At 61.5% G+C, this 22,805-nt stretch carries 17 protein-coding genes; 10 read left to right on the top strand and 7 right to left on the bottom strand.

Translation table 11 applies throughout. The features are described 5' to 3' along the window. Positions 1-22: 22 nt before the first annotated feature. Entirely contained in the window at positions 23-1,882 is a 1,860-nt protein-coding gene (locus tag FNZ07_RS32895; protein ID WP_245811673.1) for a type III effector HrpK domain-containing protein, read from the bottom strand. A 338-nt stretch (positions 1,883-2,220) separates the two neighbouring features. On the opposite strand from FNZ07_RS32895, the gene FNZ07_RS32890 reads away from it, so the two are divergent. Continuing rightward, positions 2,221-3,222, top strand: a complete 1,002-nt coding sequence (locus tag FNZ07_RS32890) for a hypothetical protein (protein ID WP_091017162.1) — start codon at positions 2,221-2,223, stop codon at positions 3,220-3,222. A gap of 204 nt (positions 3,223-3,426) precedes the next feature. Here FNZ07_RS32890 and FNZ07_RS32885 read toward each other — a convergent pair whose 3' ends face one another. Further along, positions 3,427-4,344: an FAD-dependent oxidoreductase gene (locus FNZ07_RS32885; RefSeq protein ID WP_091017164.1), complete on the bottom strand. Its 918-nt coding sequence runs from the start codon at positions 4,342-4,344 to the stop codon at positions 3,427-3,429. Positions 4,345-4,456: 112 nt separating this feature from the next. Beyond that, positions 4,457-5,440 carry a LysR family transcriptional regulator gene (locus FNZ07_RS32880; protein ID WP_091017166.1) on the bottom strand — a complete coding sequence of 328 codons (984 nt, stop codon included), beginning with the start codon at positions 5,438-5,440 and terminating at the stop codon, positions 4,457-4,459. Positions 5,441-5,597: 157 nt separating this feature from the next. On the opposite strand from FNZ07_RS32880, the gene FNZ07_RS32875 reads away from it, so the two are divergent. The 4 genes from FNZ07_RS32875 to FNZ07_RS32860 all read left to right on the top strand — a co-directional run bounded on the left by FNZ07_RS32875 (position 5,598) and on the right by FNZ07_RS32860 (position 10,942). Beyond that, a complete protein-coding gene (locus tag FNZ07_RS32875; RefSeq protein WP_091017168.1) occupies positions 5,598-6,911 on the top strand; it encodes an MFS transporter in 1,314 nt (437 codons plus the stop codon). 30 nt (positions 6,912-6,941) lie between these two features. Next, positions 6,942-8,468, top strand: a complete 1,527-nt coding sequence (locus tag FNZ07_RS32870; protein WP_091017587.1) for a CoA-acylating methylmalonate-semialdehyde dehydrogenase — start codon at positions 6,942-6,944, stop codon at positions 8,466-8,468. A 29-nt stretch (positions 8,469-8,497) separates the two neighbouring features. Next, entirely contained in the window at positions 8,498-9,391 is an 894-nt protein-coding gene (gene mmsB, locus FNZ07_RS32865; protein ID WP_091017170.1) for a 3-hydroxyisobutyrate dehydrogenase, read from the top strand. 384 nt (positions 9,392-9,775) lie between these two features. After that, positions 9,776-10,942: a porin gene (locus tag FNZ07_RS32860; RefSeq protein WP_091017172.1), complete on the top strand. Its 1,167-nt coding sequence runs from the start codon at positions 9,776-9,778 to the stop codon at positions 10,940-10,942. 124 nt (positions 10,943-11,066) lie between these two features. Here FNZ07_RS32860 and argC read toward each other — a convergent pair whose 3' ends face one another. Continuing rightward, positions 11,067-11,993 (bottom strand): N-acetyl-gamma-glutamyl-phosphate reductase, encoded by a 927-nt coding sequence (argC, locus tag FNZ07_RS32855; protein WP_091017174.1) that lies wholly within the window; start codon positions 11,991-11,993, stop codon positions 11,067-11,069. A 123-nt stretch (positions 11,994-12,116) separates the two neighbouring features. Between argC and FNZ07_RS32850 the strand changes: the two genes are divergently transcribed. From FNZ07_RS32850 to FNZ07_RS34225, 5 genes are all read left to right on the top strand, one after another. Next, positions 12,117-13,001, top strand: coding sequence for a LysR family transcriptional regulator (locus FNZ07_RS32850; RefSeq protein ID WP_091017176.1), 885 nt, complete (start codon positions 12,117-12,119; stop codon positions 12,999-13,001). A gap of 416 nt (positions 13,002-13,417) precedes the next feature. Continuing rightward, complete coding sequence (locus FNZ07_RS34600) at positions 13,418-13,621, top strand: GNAT family N-acetyltransferase (RefSeq protein WP_144269498.1); 204 nt, start codon at positions 13,418-13,420, stop codon at positions 13,619-13,621. A gap of 289 nt (positions 13,622-13,910) precedes the next feature. Continuing rightward, positions 13,911-14,342, top strand: a complete 432-nt coding sequence (locus FNZ07_RS32840) for an ASCH domain-containing protein (RefSeq protein WP_245811675.1) — start codon at positions 13,911-13,913, stop codon at positions 14,340-14,342. A gap of 270 nt (positions 14,343-14,612) precedes the next feature. Next, the gene (locus FNZ07_RS32835; RefSeq protein ID WP_143098143.1) at positions 14,613-15,047 is read left to right on the top strand and encodes a hypothetical protein; all 435 of its coding nucleotides are present in this window, start codon (positions 14,613-14,615) and stop codon (positions 15,045-15,047) included. A 576-nt stretch (positions 15,048-15,623) separates the two neighbouring features. After that, positions 15,624-19,709, top strand: a complete 4,086-nt coding sequence (locus tag FNZ07_RS34225) for an O-linked N-acetylglucosamine transferase family protein (RefSeq protein WP_245811677.1) — start codon at positions 15,624-15,626, stop codon at positions 19,707-19,709. Between the two features lie 142 nt (positions 19,710-19,851). Here the strand turns inward: FNZ07_RS34225 and FNZ07_RS32825 are convergent, their stop codons facing one another. The 3 genes from FNZ07_RS32825 to FNZ07_RS32815 form a co-directional block, all read right to left on the bottom strand. Beyond that, positions 19,852-20,148 (bottom strand): flagellar protein FliT, encoded by a 297-nt coding sequence (locus FNZ07_RS32825; protein WP_091017184.1) that lies wholly within the window; start codon positions 20,146-20,148, stop codon positions 19,852-19,854. Positions 20,149-20,173: 25 nt separating this feature from the next. Next, complete coding sequence (fliD, locus tag FNZ07_RS32820; protein WP_091017187.1) at positions 20,174-21,619, bottom strand: flagellar filament capping protein FliD; 1,446 nt, start codon at positions 21,617-21,619, stop codon at positions 20,174-20,176. A 186-nt stretch (positions 21,620-21,805) separates the two neighbouring features. Next, complete coding sequence (locus FNZ07_RS32815; protein WP_091017189.1) at positions 21,806-22,624, bottom strand: flagellin domain-containing protein; 819 nt, start codon at positions 22,622-22,624, stop codon at positions 21,806-21,808. Positions 22,625-22,805: the final 181 nt, after the last annotated feature.

The raw sequence follows: 22,805 nt of genomic DNA, 5'->3' as shown, positions 1-22,805 counted from the left end.
ACCTCGCTTCGGATTGCCCAGATCAGCTCGGCAGCGGAATGCCGAACTGCTTCAGCGTCGGATCGACGTTGTCGGCGAACTCGTTCTGGTGTTGCTTCTTCTGCACCGCCTGGACGATGGCCATGACGATGCCCGCGATACCGGCAATGCCCGCGCCGATCGCCAGCACCGGCGCCGCCGCCGCGAGACCGCCGGCCACTGCGCCCATCACGCCTTCGGCTGCCGCCGTGCCGCCTTCCGCACCCGCGACCGCTGCATCGACACCGGCCACCGCGCCCTCCGCACCTTCGGCTCCGCCCGCGGCGCCTGCCGCACCTGCGGCATCGGCTGCAGCGCTGTCGCCGCCGATGCCCATGAAGCCTTCTCCCTTGGCGAGATCGCTAAGGGACTGCGTCACGGTTTTCGCATCGCTTAGGCCCTTATGCACCTGATCGACAACGTTCGAAGCGGATCCTTGCGACTGGCTACCCGAACCGTCCACCGCCGAGCCACCGCCGCTACCACCACCACTGCTGTCACCCGCCTCGGAGAGACCGCCGGCCTGCGCAAATTCGCCGTCGAGGTTCTGCATCGCAGGCGGCACGGCTTGCTGCAGGTACGCCTGAGTGGCGGGATCGCTGGCTAGCTGCTGAATGTCCTGGGTTAGTGCCGCCACGGTCTTGCTGACATCGCGCAGACCATCCGATCCGCCCGCCTGCACGTTCACGAGTGTCTGCATCAGTTTCACCATGACAGCGGCCTTCTGCTGCGGCGTGTAGTTCTGCGGATTCGCGAAGATGTCCTGATTCAGGTTGCTGGTATCGGTGTTCGCTGTGATGTTCTGCAAGCTCGCATCTTCGAGGAAACTCTGGTTGCCCTGGGCGGTGCTGGGCGCATCGTTCTTGATGAAGTCCGACAGATTGTCGTCGCTGACTTTTCCGTCGGCCTTGCTGGTCGCCTTGTCGTCGCCGGCGCGATCGAGCGCATCGAACGCGCCGCTCGACGACCACGCCTGGGCAGCACTCTTCAGCGCGGAACTGAAACCCTTGTTGTCCTGCAAGTCGTCGACCTGCTGCTTCGTCGTGATCCCGCCGCTGTTCTTCCCGCCGCTGTAGTTGTTGTTGTTCTTGCCGCCCTGGTGGCCGGTCGATTCCCCCGCGAGCGCGTTGTATGCCTGTATCAAACCGGCCGACCGGACCTTGTTCAGCGAGGCCGCATCCGCATCGGGATGCTTCTTCATGTAGGCCTTAACGTTGTCGTCCGCTTGCGAGAGATTCGTATGGACCGAGTCCATCAAGCCTTTCATCTTCTTCTGATCGATACTGCCGTCGGATTTCAGCGCGCCCGCGTTCTGCATCGCGCTCTTCATCGACGGGTTGTCGTTGACGAACTGCATCGCGGCCTGCTTTTGTGCCGGCGTCGGCGGTTGTCCGTTCGCACCCGGCTGGCCCGACAGAATTTGCATTGCTGCGAGCGGCCGCTCGAGCGAGACGCCCTGGCTGCTTGCTGCAAGATCCGACCATTTGCCGAGATCCGACGAGTCGTTCTGCGCGGTGTAGTTGTCCAACTCGGGATAGGAGCCGCTGCCCGAGTTCGCAGCCTGAGTGGGCGACCCGGTCGGTGCCTGCGACAAACTCCCTTGCGGCAGGGTAGTTTGCGGAAGAGTCGTTTGCGGCAGCGTGGTTTGCTGCGGGTTCGTTTGCTGCAAGTTCGTCGGGTTCCCGCCAGGCTGCGCGACACCCTCCTGCATCTGCTTGTGCATCAAGGTGGCGAGGATGTTTTGAAGCTCGGCGATGAAATTCGCGTCCATGCCATTTTGTGGCGTGTTCGGACCGTTCGACTGCAAACCCGACACCATGCTGGAGGATGTGTCGGGTATGACGGTGATCGATATGTTGTTCATGACAGCGGGGCTCCTTGCATAAACGCTCGCCTGTGCGAAACGAGCACCTCGGGATGCAGTGGCGAAGCCGACGCATCCTCATCGAATGGAAGCCCATTATCGGTATCGTGGGTAGCCTGTTACCTCGTCATTGCCGAACACCTGTTGCGATTTGCGAAGAAAGCCGCGCGCTGGTTTCGCGTGTTCAACCCGGGACACGGATCAAGACACGGATCGCCATCGACGCTTCGCGCCGTTGAAAACAACTTCGCATGTCACACGCTTGAAATGCAGCCGGCGCCTAGAGTCATCTCACGCATTGCCTTCACCACATCTACCTATTCGCGCGAGGCCGTACGATGACTACAGTGATTATTAACAACGGGTCCGACCAGGTTCAGTACAACCCGGGCATGCAGCCTGGTGCGACGAACAGCAACCAGAGCGCATTCCAGCAGGCGCTGGCCACCGTGCTCGGGGAAATCGAGCAGATGCTGCAGAATGCGCCGCAGGCGGGCGGCAGTGCGCCGGCGTCGGGCACGTCGCCGACGGGGCAGAACGGCGGCCAGCAGCTCAATGCGCAGAGCGCCTCGGGTGCGCTGGCGAGCTACATGGGTCAGAACAACATCGGGTCGCTGAACCCGAACCAGTTGTACGCACTGGCGTACAACCCGCCGGCGAACGCCACGCCGACCGATTCGGCCGCGGCGAAGTTCATGCTGCAGAACCCGGGCGTCTTCAACCAGATCGAAACGCATGACGTCGCGGGCTCGGACGGCATCGCGGGTGCGAACGACTTCCAGTGGGCCGCGCAGGGCGGCATGGGCGGAGCGGGTGGCACGGGTGGAACAGGCGGAGCGCCTGGCGGTGGTTCGAACACCGGTTCCGCGCCGCCGATGTCCAGCTTCGGTGGTAACTCGAACACCGGTTCCACTTCGCAGATGCCGAACTTTAACGGCGGTGGTTTCAATGGCGGTTTCAGCAACATGATGCCGCTGGGGCACGGGCCGGTGGTGCAGCAGCAGCCGCAGCAGAACGGCGGTCAACAGTTCAACGGTGGCCAGCAGTTCAATGCGCAAAGTGCTTCGGGAGCACTGGCAAGCTACATGGGCGCAAACAACACGCCGCCGATGGACCCGAACCAGCTGTACCAGCTCGCGTACAACCCGCCGGCAAATGCAACGCCGACCGATTCGGCCGCCGCGAAGTGGATGCTGCAGAACCCGAGCGTGTACAACCAGATCGAGACGCACGATGTGGCGGGCTCGGATGGTATCGCCGGTGCGAACGACTTCCAGTGGGCTGCGCAAGGCGGTATGGGGCAGGGCGGCTCGAATGCGAACGTGAATGCGTTGAGCTAGACCGCGCCGGCGCGACGGTGCCGGGTTCAGACCCGCACCGTTCGCCGCGGCACAGTCGTAGCGAAACTGTTTTAACGGGCAATGTCGAAGGCCACATGTGGAAGCACATGTGGCCTTCGTCACAACAGGATTCGCCGGGTGAACTCACCGTCCAATACTGGCTCAGCACGCCCAGGGCAAAAAACCGCCCCAGGCGTCATGCCGTCAACACTCCACCACGGCTTCCTGTGCAATCTCCGAAGCACTTTCAGCCGCCTCTGCCAGCAGATTGAGCTGAATCGACTTCGCCACCTGGATGCCATGCGCAAACGAGGTCGTCACGCAGGGATGCCAATAGTTCGTCACTTCACCGGCTGCATAGATGCGCGGCAATGAAGGAATCGCGCCGTGCTGGTCGACATCGATGCAGCCCGCGCGCAGTGGAACCTCGAGGCCCCCGGGAATGCACGCATCGAAGCCAAACTGAACGCCCAGCACGTCATAGGGAATTCCGTTGACGGTCATGTGAGTCTGGTCCGCATCGAAAGGTCCGACGTGGACATGTCGCGCAGGTACCAGGCGCTGCAAAAGCGGCTGCGCACTCGGCCGGCGACGGCAATAGATGTCCACACTGGCGGCCCCTCGGCGCAGCACCGAACCCGCCTGATCGAATGCGTTATCGCCGCCCCCAAGAATGGCGACCCGCCGACCTTCAACCGAAACCCGCTCCATCGATATACCCGGCCCAATCGCGACGCAATCCGATTCCACGAACCCTGCGCTACGCGGTTTCGAGCCGGTCGCAATCACGACATAGCGCGCGCGGAACGTCCGGCTGCCGTTCGAGACTTCCCAGGCCGTGGACGCGTCCACGCGACGAAACGAGGTCACCCTGAAACCGGGAATGTGCGGCACCGAGGCGGCGCGCAGCTGCTCTTGCAGCAGCCCGGCGACCTCCTGTCCGGACTTGCCGAGCAAGCCGGGAATCCACACGTTCGAATACGGGCTGCGCAACTGCAATCCGCCGACGGCCGGGCCGGCCTCGAGCAACATGACGCGCAGCCCGAGTTGATGCAGCCACAACGCACTGGCCGCGCCTGCGGGGCCGCCGCCGATCACCACTACGTCTTCCATCTTTTCCATCGATCCGTTCCTCGCCAGAAACCAGAAGCGGCGAGTCCGGATGGGTCGCCCGATAGCCCATCGTAGGGACTACGGTGTTGCGACGTCGGCGCATATGCGAACGCTGGACTGGTTACGCGAACGGCAAGGTATCGTTGGCCTGCATAGCGTCCACGTAGTGCATTTCCGCCGATGCCCCCATCAGCAGCGGCCGGTTAGCCTCGGCGGCGGCGCGAAGGTAATCCCACAGCGACGAGACGCGGCGCAGCTTGCGCAGATCCTCGCGGCTGCACAGCCAGAAGCGCCGGGTCACGACCACTTCGTCGGGCAGCACCTGCACCAGGGCGGGGTTCGGTCCGGCCATGAAGCACGGCAGAATCGCGAGCGCATTGCCCTGCAACGTTGCGTGGTATTGCGCAATGACACTGGTGCTGCACAGGTTCGCCGTGACGTTCGGCACGGCACGGTTCAGATAGAGCAGCTCATGGCTAAACGCGAGATCCTCGACGTAATCGATGAACGCGTGCTGCCGCAGATCGGCGACGGTGCGAATCGGTGCGTGGCGTTGCAGATAATCGGCGGTGCCGTACAGCTTGAGCCGGTAGTCGCATAGCCGCGTGTAGACATACTGGCCGCGCTTGGGTCGCTCCAGCGTGATGGCCAGATCGGCTTCGCGCTTGGACAGGCTCACGAAATGCGGCACCGGCAACAGGTCGATCGATACGTCCGGGTGACTGCCGCTAAAGCGCGCGAGCTGCGGTGCCAGAAAAAAGCACCCAAAGCCTTCCGTCGATCCGATCCGCACATGCCCTGTCAGCGATTGTGTGCTGCCCGCCAGCTGCTCGCTTGCCGAATGCACGGTCGTCTCGACCGCGTCCGCGTAACTGAGCAGACGCTGGCCCTCGGCGGTCAGCACGAAGCCGCCCGTGCGCGACTTGTCGAACAGGACCGTGCCGAGAGCCGTCTCGAGTTCCCGCACGCGGCGCGCCACGGTGGTGTGATCGACGCCGAGTCGTTTCGCGGCGCCGCTGGCGCGCTGCGTGCGCGCCACTTCGAGGAAGTAGCGCAGATCGTCCCAGTTCAGGTTCTGTGGCAACCGGCTTGTGTTTTTTTGCATATCGGATGGGTTTTTTCGCGTATTCCCTGTGAATATTCGAGTAACTATACTCGTCCGTATGCTGCCGGAATACCGGTGGCGTGAGCCGTGCGCGTGATTTGCGTAAATCCAGACTGGGCGCGGCCAGCGACATAAAAACAATCGGAGACGACACCGCATGCAGATACCTTCAACGCCCGATGGACTGGCCTCGACGCGGCAGCCACCCAAGCGCGCCCGCGACTACATCTTCGCCGGCTGGGCCAGCATGGCCGGCACGACCATCGAGTGGTACGACTTCTTCCTCTACGGCACAGCCGCTGCGCTGGTATTCAACAAGATCTTCTTTCCGACGCTCGACCCGGTGCTCGGCACGCTCGCCGCGTTTGCGACGTACGGCGTCGGTTTTATCGGGCGGCCGATGGGCGGTATCGTGTTCGGCCATTTTGGCGATCGCATCGGACGCAAGTCGATGCTGCTCGTCACGCTGCTGCTGATGGGGATTCCGAGCATCGTGATCGGCCTGATTCCGCCTTATCAGAGCATCGGCTACGGCGCGGCAGCGCTGCTCGTGACGATGCGTTTTCTGCAAGGGATGGCTGTCGGCGGCGAATGGGGCGGTGCGGTGCTGATGGCCGTCGAGCACGCGCCTCCGGGACGAAAAGGTTTCTTCGGCAGTCTTCCGCAGACGGGCGTCGGTTTCGGCTTGATCCTGTCGTCGCTGGCAATGGCGGCCGTGACGCGCCTGCCCGAAGCGCAACTGCTCGCGTGGGGCTGGCGCATTCCGTTTCTCGCCAGCATCGTGCTGGTCGCGATCGGCTGGGTGATCCGCGTGAGCGTGCCGGAATCGCCGGACTTCGAGCGCGTGAAAGCGACCGGTGCGCCGGTGAAGGCACCGGTGCTCGCCGCGTTACGACGCCAGCCGCGCGAACTGCTGATCATCCTCGGCGCGCGAACCGCAGAGAACACCTGGTTCTATCTGGTCGTCGCGTTTGCGCTCGCGTACGCGGCCAATCAATTGAAGATTCCCAGAGCCGACATCCTGCATGCGATCACCGTGGGCGCCGTGCTGTCGCTGTTCACGATGCCGTTCTGCGGCTGGTTGAGCGATCAGATCGGGCAGCGCAGGCTGTTTCTGATCGGTCTCGTCATCATGTGCCTGTTCGCGGCGCCGTTCTTCGCGATGCTCGGCACACGGAATCCGGCGATGGTGTGGTGGGCGATGGTGCTCGGCACCGGTGTCGTGTTTCCGATTCTGTATGCGCCGGAATCGCAGCTGTTCGCCGCGCAGTTTCCCGCCGAGATTCGCTACAGCGGCATCTCGCTGTCGGTGCAGCTGGCAGGCGTGCTGGGCGGCGGCGTCGCACCGATGATCGCGACGGCGTTGCTCGTCGCCGGTGGCGGCAGTCCGCATTACGTCGTGGTCTACATGGTTGCACTAGGTATCGTCGCGCTGGGTTGTACGCTCATGATGCGTAAGCACGCAAGCTAGCCGGTTTCCAACTGAAAGAGAGAGTCAATGATGAATGCAGTCACTCAGGCATCGAAGGCAGGCGTCGCAAACGTGAAGTTGCTGATCGACGGTGAGTTCGTCGAATCGCACACCACCGAATGGCGCGACATCGTGAACCCCGCGACGCAGGATGTGCTCGCGCGCGTTCCGTTCGCGACGACCGCTGAAGTCGATGCCGCGGTTCGCGCTGCACACGCAGCCTTCGCGACGTGGAAGCACACGCCGATCGGCGCGCGGATGCGCATCATGCTGAAGTACCAGGCGCTGATCCGCGAACATATGCCGCGCATCGCGAAGATTCTCACGGCCGAGCAGGGCAAGACGTTGCCCGATGCCGAGGGCGATATCTTTCGCGGGCTCGAAGTGGTCGAGCACGCGGCGTCGATCGGCACGTTGCAACAAGGCGAATTCTCGGAGAACGTCGCGGGCGGCGTCGACACTTACACGCTGCGGCAACCGCTCGGTGTGTGCGCCGGCATCACGCCGTTCAACTTCCCGGCGATGATCCCGCTGTGGATGTTCCCGATGGCGATCGTCTGCGGCAATACATTTGTGCTGAAGCCTTCGGAACAAGATCCGATGTCGACGATGGCGCTCGTCGAACTCGCGCTCGAAGCCGGTGTACCGAAGGGCGTGCTGAACGTCGTGCACGGCGGCAAGGAAGTCGTCGATGCGTTGTGTTCGCATGAGCTTGTGAAAGCGGTGTCGTTTGTCGGGTCGACGGCGGTCGGCACGCATGTGTACCGGCTTGGCAGTGAACACGGCAAGCGCGTTCAATCGATGATGGGCGCGAAGAACCACGCGGTGGTGTTGCCCGATGCGAATCGCGAGCAGACGTTGAACGCGCTGGCCGGCGCGGGTTTTGGGGCGGCGGGGCAGCGCTGTATGGCGACGTCGGTGGTCGTGCTGGTCGGGGCGTCGCAGCAATGGTTGCCCGATCTCGTCGAGAAGGCGAAGACGCTGAAGGTCAACGCGGGCCACGAAGCCGGCACCGACATCGGACCGCTCGTCTCGCGTGCAGCGAAGCAGCGCGTGCTCGGCTTGATCGAATCGGGTGTGAAGGCGGGCGCGACGCTTGCGCTCGATGGCCGGGCGGTGAAGGTGCCGGGCTACGAAGACGGCAACTTTATCGGCCCGACGGTCTTCACCGATGTGACAACCGACATGGACATCTACCGCACCGAGATTTTCGGACCGGTGCTGGTGGTGCTGAGCGTACCGACACTCGATGAAGCGATCGCGCTCGTTAATCGCAATCCGTACGGCAACGGCGTTGGGCTTTTCACGCAAAGCGGCGCGGCGGCGCGCAAGTTCCAGAGCGAGATCGATATCGGCCAGGTTGGTATCAACATTCCGATTCCGGTGCCGGTGCCGTTCTTCAGCTTTACCGGTTCGCGCGGTTCGAAGCTTGGCGATCTTGGCCCGTACGGCAAGCAGGTCGTGCAGTTCTACACGCAGACGAAGACCGTTACCGCGCGCTGGTTCGACGATGCGACCGTGAACGACGGCGTGAATACGACCATTAGCCTGCGCTGAGCGGCACGACGAACCAGGGAGACAGCATCATGAAGATCGGTTTCATCGGACTGGGCAACATGGGCGCGCCGATGGCGCACAACCTGCTCAAAGCGGGTCACGCGGTCAACGTGTTCGATCTGAACGCACAGGCTGTGCAGGCGCTCGTCGATGCGGGCGCGAAAGCCGCCGCATCACCGAAGGCGGCGGTCACCGACGCCGAATGCGTGATCACGATGCTGCCCGCGGCGGCACACGTGCGCAGCGTGCTCACCGCCGCCGACGGCGTGCTGGCCGGCATCGCGAAGGGCGTGACGATCGTCGATTCGAGCACGATCGACCCAGCGAGCGTCAAGGCGTTCGCCGAACTCGCCGCGCAGCAGGGCAACGCGTTTGTCGATGCGCCGGTGTCGGGCGGCACGGGTGGTGCCGCGGCGGGCACGCTCACGTTCATGGTGGGCGGTAGCGCGGCGGCTTATGAGCAGGTCAAGCCGGTGTTGTCGTCGATGGGCAAGAACATCGTTCATTGCGGCGACACCGGGACTGGCCAGGTCGCGAAGATCTGCAACAACCTCGTGCTCGGCATCACGATGGCGGGCGTTGCCGAAGCGATGTCGCTCGGCGAGGCGCTTGGGATCGATCCGAACGTGCTTGGCGGCATCATCAATACGTCGACGGGGCGATGCTGGAGTTCGGATACGTATAACCCGTTTCCGGGCGTGATCGGGACGGCGCCTTCGTCGCGCGGTTATACCGGGGGGTTCGGCACGGATCTGATGTTGAAGGATCTTGGTCTCGCCACCGATGCAGCAAAGCTCGCGCGTCAGCCGGTTTATCTGGGGGCGCTTGCGCAGCAGCTGTATCAGACGATGAGCACCAAGGGGGCGGGGCGGCTCGATTTCTCGGCGGTTATCAAGCTGTATCGGCGCGACGACGACGCGTAGTGAGCGCGTAGTTGTAGTGCATCGGCCGCGGTGGGGCGCTGTATCGGGCGCCTCGCCGCGGTCGTGTTTTCATTGGCCGATCAAATTCGATCAAGATTTCCCGATTGAATCTTTGCGGAAATACCATTTGACGGTTCTAGCTCACGCGCATTCAGGTTAATCCGATCCGACTTGTATCGAAGTCCCAAATACTGTCAGGGGACAATCCCGCATTGCAATTACGGAATACATCGATTAACCGCAACCCACGGCATTGCGCCCCGTGTTACGTTTTTACGACAGTGAGTTATTTTTTGTTTCGTGAGTTATAGCAGGTGTCTTATCCTCCGGCGCACAGCAACAAGTAAATCAATTCAAAAACTACTCCTGGTCAACGAGACACTAATGAAAAATCGCAAAATCAAGGCAGGCATTATCGCTGTTGGCGCTTTCGCGGCATCGTCGGCAGTAATGGCACAGTCGTCGGTCACGCTGTACGGCATGCTCGACGCAGGTATTGGCTACACCTCGAACGTCGGTGGTCACAACAAGTTCAGCCTCGATGGCGGCGCCTCGGGTTCGAACAAGTGGGGCATCAAGGGTCAAGAAGACCTTGGCGGCGGCCTCAAGGCAGTCTTCCGGCTCGAAAACGGTTTCAACATTGCTACCGGTGGCATCGGCGGGCAGGGCCCCATTGGCACCTCACGCTCGGAGTTCAACCGCCAGGCTTTCGTAGGTCTCTCTTCGGACCAGTACGGTACGGTGCGTTTGGGTCGCCAGCTCGACGCCGTGACGGAGATGGTTCAGGGCCTGACGGGCGACGCCATTTCGGCCTCGGCATTCTCGACCCCGGGCGACGTCGACAACAACGACAACACGACGAACCAGAACAACGCTGTGAAGTACATCTCGCCGCTCATCAGCGGCTTCCAGGCTGAAGGCGCGTACTCGTTCGGCGGCGTTGCCGGTGCTATGGGCTCGGGTCAATCGTGGTCGGTGGCTGCGGACTACGTTCAAGGTGGTCTGACGGTTGCAGGCGGCTACTTCCGTGCTGCGAACCAGGGTGAGAACGGCTGGGTGAACGCCACGGCACAACCGTCGTTCGGCGGTGCTCTGGGCTATCCGAGTTCGGGTTACAACGGCGGCAACGCGTTCAAGAGCGCGGGCATCGCGCAGATCGCCGGCCAATACGAGGTTGGTCCGTACACGGCTGGCCTGCGGTACTCGAACGCTCAGTACCAGGGCAACAACGGCCAGCCGTCGATCCACTTCAACGTGCTGGGTGCCCTTCTGCAATACCGCGTAAGCCCAGCGCTGTCGCTGGCCGCCGGGTACACGTACGTATACGGTTCGGCAGCCACGCCTGATCAAGCCGCCCAGGGTCACACAATGGCTTCGATCAATCAGGCGTCGCTCGGTGCTTCGTACGCGCTGTCGAAGACCACCTCGATTTACGCCATGGGTGCCTATGTCCATGCTCTGGGCGCTCACGCTTCGGCTGCTGACTTCGGCAACACCGCATCGGGCGGCAACCAGGTTCAAGCCAACGTTGGCATGTACCACAGCTTCTGATCGCTGGTTCAGAAGACCGGGGTAGTGGAAACATTAACCCCGGCGAAGAAAAGCCTCGCTGGTAAATTGCACCTCAAAAGTTGGACATTGATCCAGCCTTTGAGGTGTTTTTCATGAAGCGCCGTTACCGCGCGAGCATCAGGTTCAGGTTCTGAACCGCAGCGCCGGCCGCGCCTTTGCCGAGATTATCGAAAACCGCGGATAGCAGAACGTGCCCGTGTTCCACGTTGGAAAACACGCTTAGGCGCATATCGTCCGTGCCGTTCAGTACCTGCGGATCCAGCTGCTTTAAAACGGCCGATTCGTGCAGCGGCAAGACGTGCACGTGGGCCGCCCCGGCATAGTGGCGTGCGAGGCACGCGTGTAACGTGGTGCCGTCTACGTTCGGTGCCAGCAGCCGCACATCCAGAGGTACCGTCAGCACGATGCCCTGGCGGTACGCACCATACGAAGGGACGAAGATCGGACGCCGCGCGAGTCCGGCGTGCTGCTGGATCTCCGGGGTGTGCTTGTGCGCGAGCTCCAGACCGTACACCTGGTACGGCGGCGCGTTGGCTGCATCCGGTCCCTCGTGTTCTTCCACAGCGGCGCGCCCGCCTCCGGAGTAACCGGACACCGCGTAAATGCTGACCGGGTGGTTCGCTGGAATGAGCCCGGCGTGCAGCAGCGGACGCAGCAGGCCAATTGCGCCGGTCGGATAGCAACCGGGATTCGTGACCCGATGTGCGGTCGCAATGCGCTCGGGCTGTCCCGGAGTCATTTCTGGAAAGCCGTATGTCCAGTCCGGCTGCGTGCGATGGGCGGAACTTGCGTCGATGACTCTGACGGCAGGATTGACGATGGCCGCCACCGCTTCGCGCGCGGCGCTATCGGGCAGACAAAGGATCGCGATATCGCAGGCGTTGATGGCTTCGGCGCGACGGCTGGAGTCCTTGCGTTCCGCCGCGGGAAGCGTGACCAGTTCCAGATCGGTCCGGCCGCGAAGCCGTTCGTGAATTTGCAACCCGGTGGTGCCCTGGTCGCCGTCGATGAAAACAACGGGAGAGCTCATGCGCGCAATACTCCGGTGACTGATACAAGTGGACCGAGGTTGTTATCTTCCGCGCAGCGTTAGAATAGTGAAAGTTGAATTTCATAACCTTGATATTCAGCTTTTCTGAATCGGGAGGTTGACATGCGAGAGATCAGCCTGGACCGCTTGCGCACCCTGGTCGCGATTGTCGACCGTGGCTCATTTGCCGACGCGGCGCGTGCGTTGCATCTGGCGCCACCTACGGTCAGCCTTCACATCGCTGAACTGGAAGAGCGCATCGGGGTTCCGCTCCTGTCGCGCAAGCGCGGACATGTTCGGCCGTCGGCAACGGGCGAGTTGCTGGTCGAGCGCGCGCGTCGGCTGCTTGCCGACGCGGAACAGGCGTTAGACGATGTTCATCGCCAGGTTCAAGGGCTTGTCGGACGCGTTCGGCTCGGAGCGTCGACCGGAGCGATTGCGCATCTTTTGCCGCAAGCACTTGAAGTGTTGCGTAAGGACCATCCCGCTATCGATATTCAGATCGCGGTGCTTACGTCGCATGAAACGCTAAGCCGGTTGGCCGATGGGACGCTGGATGTTGGGCTGGTCGCATTGCCGCAGCCTTCAGTGGCCGGGCTTGTGATAAAGCCCTGGCGGCGCGACCCAGTGATGGCTTTTGTGCCGGCGCATTGGCGGTGTCCGGCTCGCGTTACGCCTGAATGGCTTGCCGCTCAGCCGCTCATTCTTAATGATGCGACTACGCGTCTCTCGCGTTTGACTACGGAGTGGTTCGCGAACGGAGGGCATCATCCCGCGCCGCGCATTCAGCTTAATTACAACGATGCGATCAAGAGTCTGGTCGCGGCGGGGTATGGCGCGGCGCTGTTGCCGCACGAGGCTACTACGCCATTGCCCGATAAGCGTATTGTCATGCGGCCGCTAAGGCCGGCGTTGTGGCGTCGGCTTGGGATTGCGTATCGTGCGGGGTATGTGGAGCGGTCTACGCAGTATGTGCTTGATGCGTTGTGGGATTTGAGGTTGGTGTAGGGGGCTCTTGCTTTGGTTTGGTCTTGCGATGGGGTAGTGGCGTGTTGCGTGCCGTGACGAACGAAATTCGAACCTCAATTCTCCGCTGCCTCTTACGAGGCCTCACAATTTTCTTTGGATTGAATGCCCGTGATTATTCGGCTTGCGAATGCAACGGATCTGGATTCACTTCACAGCCTCCGTAATCACTACATCGCTCATTCGTACGCGACCTTCGACGAGGAGTTGATGTCGAAGGAGGCGGTGAACGCGTGGATGGGATTGTTTAGTCGAGTAGGTCCACACCGGCTATATGTAGCTGTCGATTCGGCGCGACTGCTTGGGTTCGCAGCAAGCCAGCAGTATCGCAACCACCCAGCCTTCCGTAAGACGGTCGAAACGAGCATTTATGTTGCCCCGAAGCGGTAGGTCGCGGCGTGGGATTGGCGTTGTACGAAAATCTCTTCAGAGAAATCTCGGGGGAAGACCTGCATTGCGCCGTCGTTGGCATCGCCCTACCAAATGAAGCGTCAGTACGTTTGCATCAGAAGATGGGGTTCACCGAGGTCGGGACGTTTGCCGAGTACGCTGTCAAGAACGGCCGCTATGTGAGTTCGGTCTGGATGCAGCGCGTGCTCTGACGAGTTTCTCGCGATTGCTCAGCGTGGTACGCACCGCCGATCGGCGCGGACCAAGCCGACCGGCATAGTGCACTGGGCGTGCGCTATCGAGAAGGCTGGGGCCGTTGAGGGACGAACTCGGCCGGCTGCGTTGGGCAGTAACCGGCCAGCTTGAGACATTCGACACGCCCCGACCAATAGTCGACAATCAACGCCCGTGAGGTTTCGATACAACTGGATGTAATCGAAAGGGCGTCGACGTATGGGCAAAACTGTAGGAGAGCTAGTCGCCGAATTGGCCGAGCGAGGTATGCATCTGCCCGAAGGGTATGTTCGAATTGGTGGATTTGGGGATTCGGAAGCTCTTTCGGCGTCGCTTATTGCACTCATTCTTGCTGGCGTGAAGCGTGGTACATGCAGTCTGGTTTGGTCTTGGGACTTCGACGGCGAGTCGATTCCAAAGGTCGGTGACATGGAAATCGTGCTCGACTGGAATGATAAACCCGCGTTCGTTCTACGAGTCACCGAAGTGCAAATCGTCCCATTTGACCGCGTCGGTGCTGAATTCGCCGCTAGCGAAGGCGAAGGAGATCTTTCGCTGACGTATTGGCGAGCGGAGCATTGGCGCTTCTTCACGGATGAGTGCAGCCGAATTGGTCGGGTTGTTGACCATTCGATGCCTCTCGTATGCGAAAGTTTTGAGGTTCTTTACACGCTTACGTCCGTCCTGCGGCACGAATGACTGTTCTCAGACGGTACTGAACGTCTCTTCCGGGTCGTCTCGAGTCGGTCGTCGTTGGGCAGAGTTCGGCCAGGAACGGACCTTCGACACAGAGGGAAAGATGGTCGACAATTGGTGGATTCAGGAAAGCCGATGCCGAGTAGCAAGGTGAATCTCTGCCCTGTCCACGCATACCCGTGCCAGCAACAATCAAGGCTAATGACGTGAGCGACAGCCAAACGATCCGCCTACACCAAGAGGTCCAAACGTAGAGCCACCAGGGGCATAAGCATGATCATCGATGAACATGGGATGGTAACGGGTCTCCCACTGCACGATTCACATCTTGCGAGGCTAAATTACGATGGAATTGATCTTCACGTGACACTGAGAACAGAAGGAGGGCATTCCAGGGTTGAGTTGCATGAGGTGAAAAAAAGCGGTTTTATTGGGTTCAGGTTAAATGCGATTCTTAGCGAGATTTTTGCCTGGAGGGTTGAATGTGTTCCGGAAGGCGTCCTGAACATGAACGACGGAGCGTGGAATACGTTGTTAGTTGGCATCTATTCGGACTCTGAAAATCTACGGTCGCAAGTTGCCCAAATCCAGCGTGACCTTAAGGGGTCGTTTCTTGTTCAATTTAATTTCTCGTACGGTGGGTCGTTTGCTGCAATTTGCAGCGATATTAAGGCAGAAGACGTCGGCTTGATTGCAAAAGATCAATAGAGAATCCTTCGAATGAGAAGGACTCTTCCGGCAGCACCACTGTGGCGGAAGTGCGGCGGTCTCAAACTGGCTGATGAGAACTTCCGTCGAACATGTTGAGGTGCGTGCCGTCGCTCGTTGATCTGCGGAGCTCGCACCGCCTATGCGTTTAAGCGAGCTTGAGTAGGCGGCGTACGAATGTCAGGTTCGTATAAAGTCAATCGTTCTTTTAGGGTCGCCTAGCAATAGTGGGAGGCGGCCGAGTCCTCGCGCGAAGTGCCGATCGCCCAGGCTGTTGCACGAACGATGAGAGCGGTTTTCACTTACCCGGCACCGGTTGCACTTTCCGCGGCACCCAACACCTCAACACGACACCCGAAAATACCCCCAAAACCGGCCCTTGTTCCCTCGATTGACGAACCACCGCAAACGCTAAGCTGCTGTCATCGCACAGTGCGGCTTTGCGTCCGAGGCGCGAACAGTTCAACCGAGAGAAGGGTGGATTCGCTTCATGGCTACCGTCAGTAACCTGAATCCGGCGTCCGGCGCATTGTCCCGGCGCGCCGACAATCGACGCAATCCGCAGAAGTCCGGCGAGTGAGCGCGACCGGCTCTCCTGGCGTCGAGCTTCTACCCACGCCGATCGAAGCAGGCCTTGCGCACCAGCACGCGGGCCGTTTTGCCGAGGCTTCGGCGATCTATCGACAGATCCTGCAGGCGCAGCCCGATCATGCCGACGCGCTGCATCTGCTGGGCCTGATCGCGTACCACGAGGGCAGGCTCGAAGAATCCGTCGACTGGATCATGCGTGCGCTTGCTGTCGGCCCGAGCGCGATCTTCTACAGCAATCTCGGCAACGCGCTTGGTCGTATGGGCCGTCACGCGGCGGCGCTCGAAAGCTACCGGCAGGCGCTCGCACTGCAACCCGATTACGTTCACGCGCACAACAATCTCGGCAACATGCAGCGCGAGCTGCGTCAGTACGATGCCGCGGTGCAGAGCTTTCGCACGGTGATCGCGCTGCAACCGGGCTACGCGCAGGCTTATAACAATCTCGCCAATGCGCTCGTCGATCTCGGCGATCTGGAAGGCGCAATCGATCACTATCGCAAGACGATCGAACTGCAGCCCGATCTGATGGAGCCGTATAGCAACCTGTTGTTCATCTTGAGCTATCGCGAGGCCACGTCGCCCGCCGATTATCTGACTCAGGCGTTGCGCTTCGGCGAGCAGGCGACGACACTCGCACAACCGTTCACCGACTGGCCCGCCGACGATCGCACGCACCATCGCGCATCATCGCGGCCGCTACGCGTAGGCTTCGTTTCCGGCGACCTGAAGACACACCCAGTCGGGTTCTTTCTCGAAAGCATCCTTGCACATCTCGATCCACAACGGATCGAAGCGATTGCGTACCCGACGCGTCATGTCGAAGACGAACTGACCGCGCGCATCAAGCCGCGCTTCGCGGCATGGACACCGCTCGCGGGTCTGACCGACGAGACAGCGGCGCGCCGCATCCGCGACGATCGCATCGACATCCTGGTCGACCTGGCGGGGCACACGGTCCACAACCGGCTGCCGGTGTTCGCATGGCGGCCCGCGCCGGTGCAGGTGAGCTGGCTCGGATATTTCGCGAGCACGGGTCTGCGCTCGATCGACTACGTGCTCGCCGACCGCCACGTCGTACCCACCGACGAGGAACAGCAGTTCGTCGAGCGCGTATGGCGCCTGCCGGACAGCTACCTGTGCTTCACGCCGCCCACCGAAGCAGTCGCGGTGAGCGCGCTACCCATGCTCGCGCATGGCGCGATCACGTTCGGTTGCTTCAACCATCTGATGAAGATGAACGACACGGTCGTGTCGGCATGGGCGCGGATTCTCAACGCAGTGCCGGGGTCGCGCCTCTTCCTGAAGGCGAAGCAACTCGACGATGAGTTCGCGCGGCGCGCGACGCTGCAGCGTTTCGCAGCGCTTGGCATCGACGGTGCGCGTTTGATTCTGGAAGGCCGCTCGCCGCGTAACGAGTATCTTGCCGCGTACAACCGCGTCGACATCGCACTGAGCCCGTTTCCTTATCCGGGCGGTACGGTGAGCGTCGAAGGTTTGTGGATGGGTGTGCCGGTGCTCTGCTGTCGCGGCGACCGGTTCCTCGGACATCTGTGCGAAAGCCTGCTCCAGTCGGCGGGTCTCGCCGACTGGATCGCCACCGACACCGACGACTACGTCGCGAAGGCCGTCGCATTCGCTGCGGATCAAAAGCACCTCGCCGCATTACGCGCGGGCTTACGGACGCAGATACTCACCTCGCCGTTATGCGATGCACCGCGCTTTGCGAAGCACCTCGAAGCGGCGTTCGCAGGCATGTACCGTCAACGCACGGATTCGACACCGTCGCGTCGCGTACCGGACGCGCAGACGATCCAGCGCCTGCTCGAAGAAGCGCTTGCACATCACCAGGTAAACCGGTTTGCAGAGGCCCATGCGCGCTATCAACGCATCCTTGCCGTGCTGCCGAAACACGCGGACGCGTTGCACTTCTCCGGGCTGCTTGCCTGCCAGATCGGCGAATCCGCAGCGGGTATCGCGTTGATGCGCGAATCGATCGCAGCGAATCCGAATGCGATCTACTACAACAACCTCGGCAACATGCTTAAGGACAGTGGCGCGTTACCCGATGCGATCGACTGCTACCGTCGCGCCGTCGCGCTGAAAGGCGACTACGCCGAAGCGCACAACAACCTCGGCAATGCGCTGCGCGAGTCGGGTGATGCGGCCGGATCGATGGAAAGCTGCGCGCAGGCGATTGCGTTGCGACCCGGTTATGCCGAGGCCTACAACAATCTCGGCAACGCGCTGAAGGATCTGCAGCAACTGGAAGCGGCTGCGCTGAGCTACGGCAAGGCAATCGATGCGCGACCCGGTTTCGCGGAGGCGCATAACAACCTCGGCAACGTGTTGAAGCAGCAGGGGCATCTCGATGCGGCGATCGAATGTTATCGCGCGAGCATCGCGGCGGCGCCGACCCTGGTCGTCGCACATAACAACCTCGGAATCGCACTGACGGAGCGCGGCGCTTATCGCGAGGCGATCGCGTCTTTCACGACGGTCGCAACACTAACGCCCGACCGTGCCGACGCGCACAACACACTCGGCAACGCGTTGAATGGACAGGGTCGCCTCGAGGAAGCCGTGGCGGCTTACGAACGCGCGATTGCGGTTGCGCCCGATTTCGCGGACGCGTATCACAACCTCGCAAACGCGCTAAACCGCATGGGCCGCGCGCAGCAGGCGCTGACGATGAGTCGCAAAGCGTTATCGCTGAAGGACGATGTCCCTTCGTTTCACAACAATCTCGGCACGATCCTCGCCGACCTGAACGACTTCGATGCGGCCGTCGATAGTTACCGCAGAGCGCTTGCACTCGATCCGGACTACGCCGAGTCGCATACCTGCGTGCTGTTCGGTCAGTCGTATACGACCGGCTGGTCGCCGGAGAAGCATCTGCGGGATGCGCGCTATTTCGGCGAGCGTATGACAGCGCGTGCGAGGCCTTTCGTGTATCAGCGCGCTGCACCTGGCAGTGCGCTCGCCGCACGACCGTTGCGTATCGGATTCGTTTCCGCGGATCTGCGCAAGCACCCAGTCGGCTACTTCATCGAAAGCGTGTTGACGCATCTCGACCGTACTCGCATCGAGCCGATCGCGTATTCGAATGCGCTGCTGCACGACGAACTGACGGAGCGTTTGCGCCCGCGTTTCGCAGCGTGGCGCCACATCGTCGATCAAAGCGACGAAGCGGTTGCACAACGGATTCACGACGATCGCATCGATATCCTCGTCGATCTGTCCGGACACACCGGACGCAACCGGCTGCCGGTGTTCGCATGGAAGCCGGCCCCTGTGCAGGTGAGCTGGCTCGGCTACTTCGCGACGACGGGCATCGCCGAGATCGACTACGTGCTCGGCGACCGGCACGTGTTGCCGACGAACGAGGAAGGGCACTTCGTCGAGCAGCTCTGGCGCCTGCCCGACAGCTACCTGTGCTTCACGCTACCCGAACGCGAGATCGACATCGGGCCGCTGCCGGCGCTCACGCGCGGTGCCGTCACGTTCGGTAACCTGAACAACCAGAAGAAACTCAACGACGGTGTGATCGCTGTGTGGTCGCGCATCCTGCAAGCGTTGCCAGAGTCGCGTCTGCTGTTGAAGAACCATCAACTGAACGAGCCGTGGACCCAGCGCGCGACGCTCGAACGTTTCGCTGCGCACGGCATCGCGGCGGAGCGTCTGGTACTCGAAGGGCCATCGCCACGCGATCAGTACTTCGCGACCTTCAATCGCGTCGACCTCGCGCTCGATCCGTTTCCGTACCCTGGTGGCACGACGAGTGTCGAAGGACTGTGGATGGGCGTGCCGGTGCTGAGCCGTCGCGGCGATCGCTTCCTGTCGCATCTCGGCGAGACGGTGTTGCACACAGTGGGACTGTCCGACTGGATCGCCACCGACGATGACGACTACGTCGCGAAAGCCATCGCGTTCGCGCAGGATCTGCCGCGGCTTGCCGCGTTGCGTGAGGGGTTGCGCGCGCAGGTGCTGCAATCGCCGCTATGCGACGCACTGCGTTTCGCGAGACAACTCGAAGCGGCTTTCACGGAGATGTGGCTACGCCGCGTTGCCTGAAGCACTCGCCGCGTACGACAACGCAAAAAACGAGGGCAAAAAAAAAGCCGCATCGCTGCGGCGTCGAGGGTTACTTGAATACCCCGCATTCGACTACTGCGGTGTTCGGTCACTGCGTGTGACTCGATGTGACTGGATATGACTAGAGCTGTCCGGTAGCCTGGTAGAAACTCACCGCTTCGACCCGACGCATCGAAGCATGCATATCGCTCATCAGCGCGTCGCGGCCACGCTGCGCAATGCGCTCGATCTCCGCATCGATGTCCTGGATCGCGCGAATCGTCGCGAGAGCTTCCGGCGTTTGTTCGGCGGTTAGCGACATCAGCAGCGGCGAGCGCGTATCGGCGAGTTCCGCCGCATACAGCCAGTCGCCTTCCGTGGCCGCGGCGTTCATCGCCTGGCTCAGTTCGTATGCACGCGACAACGATTCGTGTGACATGCTGCGTTCCCCCGTAGATTGCCGCTTACGACGTCTTGTTCAACGTACCGGCCGCACCGTTGCCGCCGAACAGCTGGTTCAGATACTGCGTGTTGTTCTGCATCGTCGCCATCAAGTTGTTCAGCGCGGTGAACTGCGCGTTGTACTGGGCGCTCAGCGTGCTCGAATAGGTCTGCAGCGCTGTGGCCTGCGAAGACAGGCTCGTCAGATCGGAGTTGATCGAAGCGGTGCGCTGGTCGATCGTGCCGCTCGTCTGCACATACGTGTTGGCGAAATTGTTGAGCTGCACGCCCATGCCGTTGGTCGTGTTGAAGAGCGCCGCCACGGTACCCGGGTTCGCCGTCAGCGCAGTCTGCAGCGCGGCCGAGTCAGTCACGATGGTGCCGTCGTCCTGCAGGTTTAGGCCGATCGAAGAAAGGCTGAACGTGCCGCTCCCGGTGGTGACCCCGCCGCTGATGATCGACGCAAGTCCGTTCGTAATCGAGTTCAACATCGCGTCGCCGAGCAGCGGGCCGGCTTGCGTCCCCGACGCCGCCGTCGAGCTGTACGAAGACAGCGACGCTGCCGTGGTCACGTAGTTGTTGTACGCCGTGACGAAGCTGGTGATCGCGGTGGTTTGCGCGGTCGTGCTGGTCGCAACCGTCAGTGTCTGCTGCGTGTTGACGGCGGCGGCAGTCAGGTTGATCGTCACGCCGGGCAGCACGTTGCTGATCGAATTGGTCGGGCTCGTGACCTGTGCGCCATCGATCGTCAGGCTCGCGTCCTGTGCTTTCTGCAGCTCCGTCATGTTCGACGTGTTGAGCGCGCTGTTCAGGCCCGAGCTGGCAGTCATCGAAATCGTGTTGGCCGCGCCGGTCGAATTCGACATGAGTACGAGATGCTGGCCGTCGGTCGCATTGACGACGGTCGCGGTGATGCCGGGGTTATTCGACGATGCGTTGATCGCGGCGGCGATGCCGGTGATCGAGTTGTCGGTCGAGTCGACGTTGACCGTCATCGAGCCGCTCGTGCCCAGCGACAGCGTCAGCGTACCGGTGCCCACGCTCGTCGAACTCGTGAAGGCCGACGATGAATATTTGTCCGCGGTCGCAATCGCGCTGACGTTGACGTTGTAGCTGCCGGCGTTCACACCGGTAGTCGCCGTCGTCGCCGTGATGCCGTTGCCGCTCGCGGTAGCCGAGAACGCCGCCAGCGATGTGCCGTCGGCAAGACCGCTCACCGCCGTCTCCAGCGCCGACAGCGCCGACTTGAGCTGGCCGATCGCGGTGAGCTGGGTGTTATCGAGTGTCTGCTTGTTGGTGATCGTCGCGTTTTGCGCAGCGGTCTTCGAGGTGACGAGCGCCGAGACGAGCGAATTGACGTCGAGCGTCGATTTCGTCGAGCCGCTGATAATGGACTGTGCCGCCTGCGCAAGCAGATTGCTTACGTCGGTGGGACTGGTTCCTGTCGTCGAGGACGTCGTCGAGCTCATGTCGGATGCTCCATTCGTGGCTGCGACATCGGGTCTTTACCCGATGACAAACGCGTACCGGGAGGCATGCCTCCCGGCGGTGTTGCCGATGCTTTGAAAACTGCGTGAGAAATGCGGTTATGCAAATGAGGCAATGGCTCCGGCGGCACGGCATCATACTGCGACGCCGTGTCCATCGGTTAATCCTTACTGGAGCAGCTTCAGCACTTGTTGCGGCAGCGAGTTCGCCTGAGCCAGCACCGAGATACCGGCTTGTTGCAGCACTTGCGCCTTGCTCAGGTTGGCCGTTTCCGCTGCGAAGTCAGCGTCGGTGATCTGCGATTTCGCGGCGCTCAGGTTCGTCGACGTCGTTTGCGTGTTGGTGATGGCCGACGAGAACGTGTTTTGCGTTGCGCCGAGCGTTGCCTGGAAGTTGTTGACCGATGCGAGCGCGGCGTCGATTGCCGTGATCGCAGCCTGTGCACCCGAGGTCGTCGAGATGTCGAGACCCGACACGCCGAGACCGGCCGTGTTCCACACCGTCGTGCCGAAGCTGGCCGTCACGGTCTGGTTCGCGTTCGCGCCGATCTGGAACTGCACGTTGCCCAGACCACCGAGCACGGCCTGACCGTTGAACGTCGTTTGCGATTCGACGCGGTTGATTTCCGTCAGACGCGTAGAGACTTCGGTCTGCAGGTTCGCCTGAGCGGCGGTGCCGAGCGAGCCGTCACCCGATTCGGTGGCGAGCTGACGGATACGCTGCAGGTTGTCGACGGTCGACGAGATCGCGCCAGCGGCGGTCTGCACCATCGAGATGCCGTTGTTCGCGTTCGCCACGCCTTGATTCAGCGCGTTGATCGCGGCGGTTTGGCTCGTGGCGATCGCGAGACCGGCTGCATCGTCGGCTGCACTGTTGATGCGCTTGCCCGACGACAGGCGGTTGATGGCTTGCGACAACGCACTTTGTGAGCCGGACAGATTCGTTTGAGTCTGCAGCGAAAGAATGTTCGTGTTGATATTCAGCATTTTTTCCCTCGTTTGGAAAACGCCTCGGATATAGGCTGGTTCAGTTTCGGCGTAGCGCTTCTGACGAGCGGCGCTGCCCGCCTTTCCTGGTTGTCGGCGCATCGGCGAGAAAACTTTAGGGGCGTAGCCGCGCGAGGCGGCACGGGGCGTGCTCACTGCGAAGGTGGAGGCGGGAGCGTAT

The organism is Paraburkholderia megapolitana, assembly GCF_007556815.1.
Taxonomy (GTDB): Bacteria; Pseudomonadota; Gammaproteobacteria; order Burkholderiales; family Burkholderiaceae; genus Paraburkholderia; species Paraburkholderia megapolitana.
This window is presented reverse-complemented; position numbering and strand designations above follow the sequence as displayed.

Excerpts from the sequence above, each read along its gene's own strand:
- FNZ07_RS32895 (WP_245811673.1), bottom strand. The coding sequence starts at position 1,882 with ATGAACAACATATCGATCACCGTCATACCCGACACATCCTCCAGCATG.
- FNZ07_RS32890 (WP_091017162.1), top strand. The coding sequence starts at position 2,221 with ATGACTACAGTGATTATTAACAACGGGTCCGACCAGGTTCAGTACAAC.
- FNZ07_RS32885 (WP_091017164.1), bottom strand. The coding sequence starts at position 4,344 with ATGGAAAAGATGGAAGACGTAGTGGTGATCGGCGGCGGCCCCGCAGGC.
- FNZ07_RS32880 (WP_091017166.1), bottom strand. The coding sequence starts at position 5,440 with ATGCAAAAAAACACAAGCCGGTTGCCACAGAACCTGAACTGGGACGAT.
- FNZ07_RS32875 (WP_091017168.1), top strand. The coding sequence starts at position 5,598 with ATGCAGATACCTTCAACGCCCGATGGACTGGCCTCGACGCGGCAGCCA.
- FNZ07_RS32870 (WP_091017587.1), top strand. The coding sequence starts at position 6,942 with ATGAATGCAGTCACTCAGGCATCGAAGGCAGGCGTCGCAAACGTGAAG.
- mmsB (WP_091017170.1), top strand. The coding sequence starts at position 8,498 with ATGAAGATCGGTTTCATCGGACTGGGCAACATGGGCGCGCCGATGGCG.
- FNZ07_RS32860 (WP_091017172.1), top strand. The coding sequence starts at position 9,776 with ATGAAAAATCGCAAAATCAAGGCAGGCATTATCGCTGTTGGCGCTTTC.
- argC (WP_091017174.1), bottom strand. The coding sequence starts at position 11,993 with ATGAGCTCTCCCGTTGTTTTCATCGACGGCGACCAGGGCACCACCGGG.
- FNZ07_RS32850 (WP_091017176.1), top strand. The coding sequence starts at position 12,117 with ATGCGAGAGATCAGCCTGGACCGCTTGCGCACCCTGGTCGCGATTGTC.
- FNZ07_RS32840 (WP_245811675.1), top strand. The coding sequence starts at position 13,911 with ATGCATCTGCCCGAAGGGTATGTTCGAATTGGTGGATTTGGGGATTCG.
- FNZ07_RS32835 (WP_143098143.1), top strand. The coding sequence starts at position 14,613 with ATGATCATCGATGAACATGGGATGGTAACGGGTCTCCCACTGCACGAT.
- FNZ07_RS32825 (WP_091017184.1), bottom strand. The coding sequence starts at position 20,148 with ATGTCACACGAATCGTTGTCGCGTGCATACGAACTGAGCCAGGCGATG.
- fliD (WP_091017187.1), bottom strand. The coding sequence starts at position 21,619 with ATGAGCTCGACGACGTCCTCGACGACAGGAACCAGTCCCACCGACGTA.
- FNZ07_RS32815 (WP_091017189.1), bottom strand. The coding sequence starts at position 22,624 with ATGCTGAATATCAACACGAACATTCTTTCGCTGCAGACTCAAACGAAT.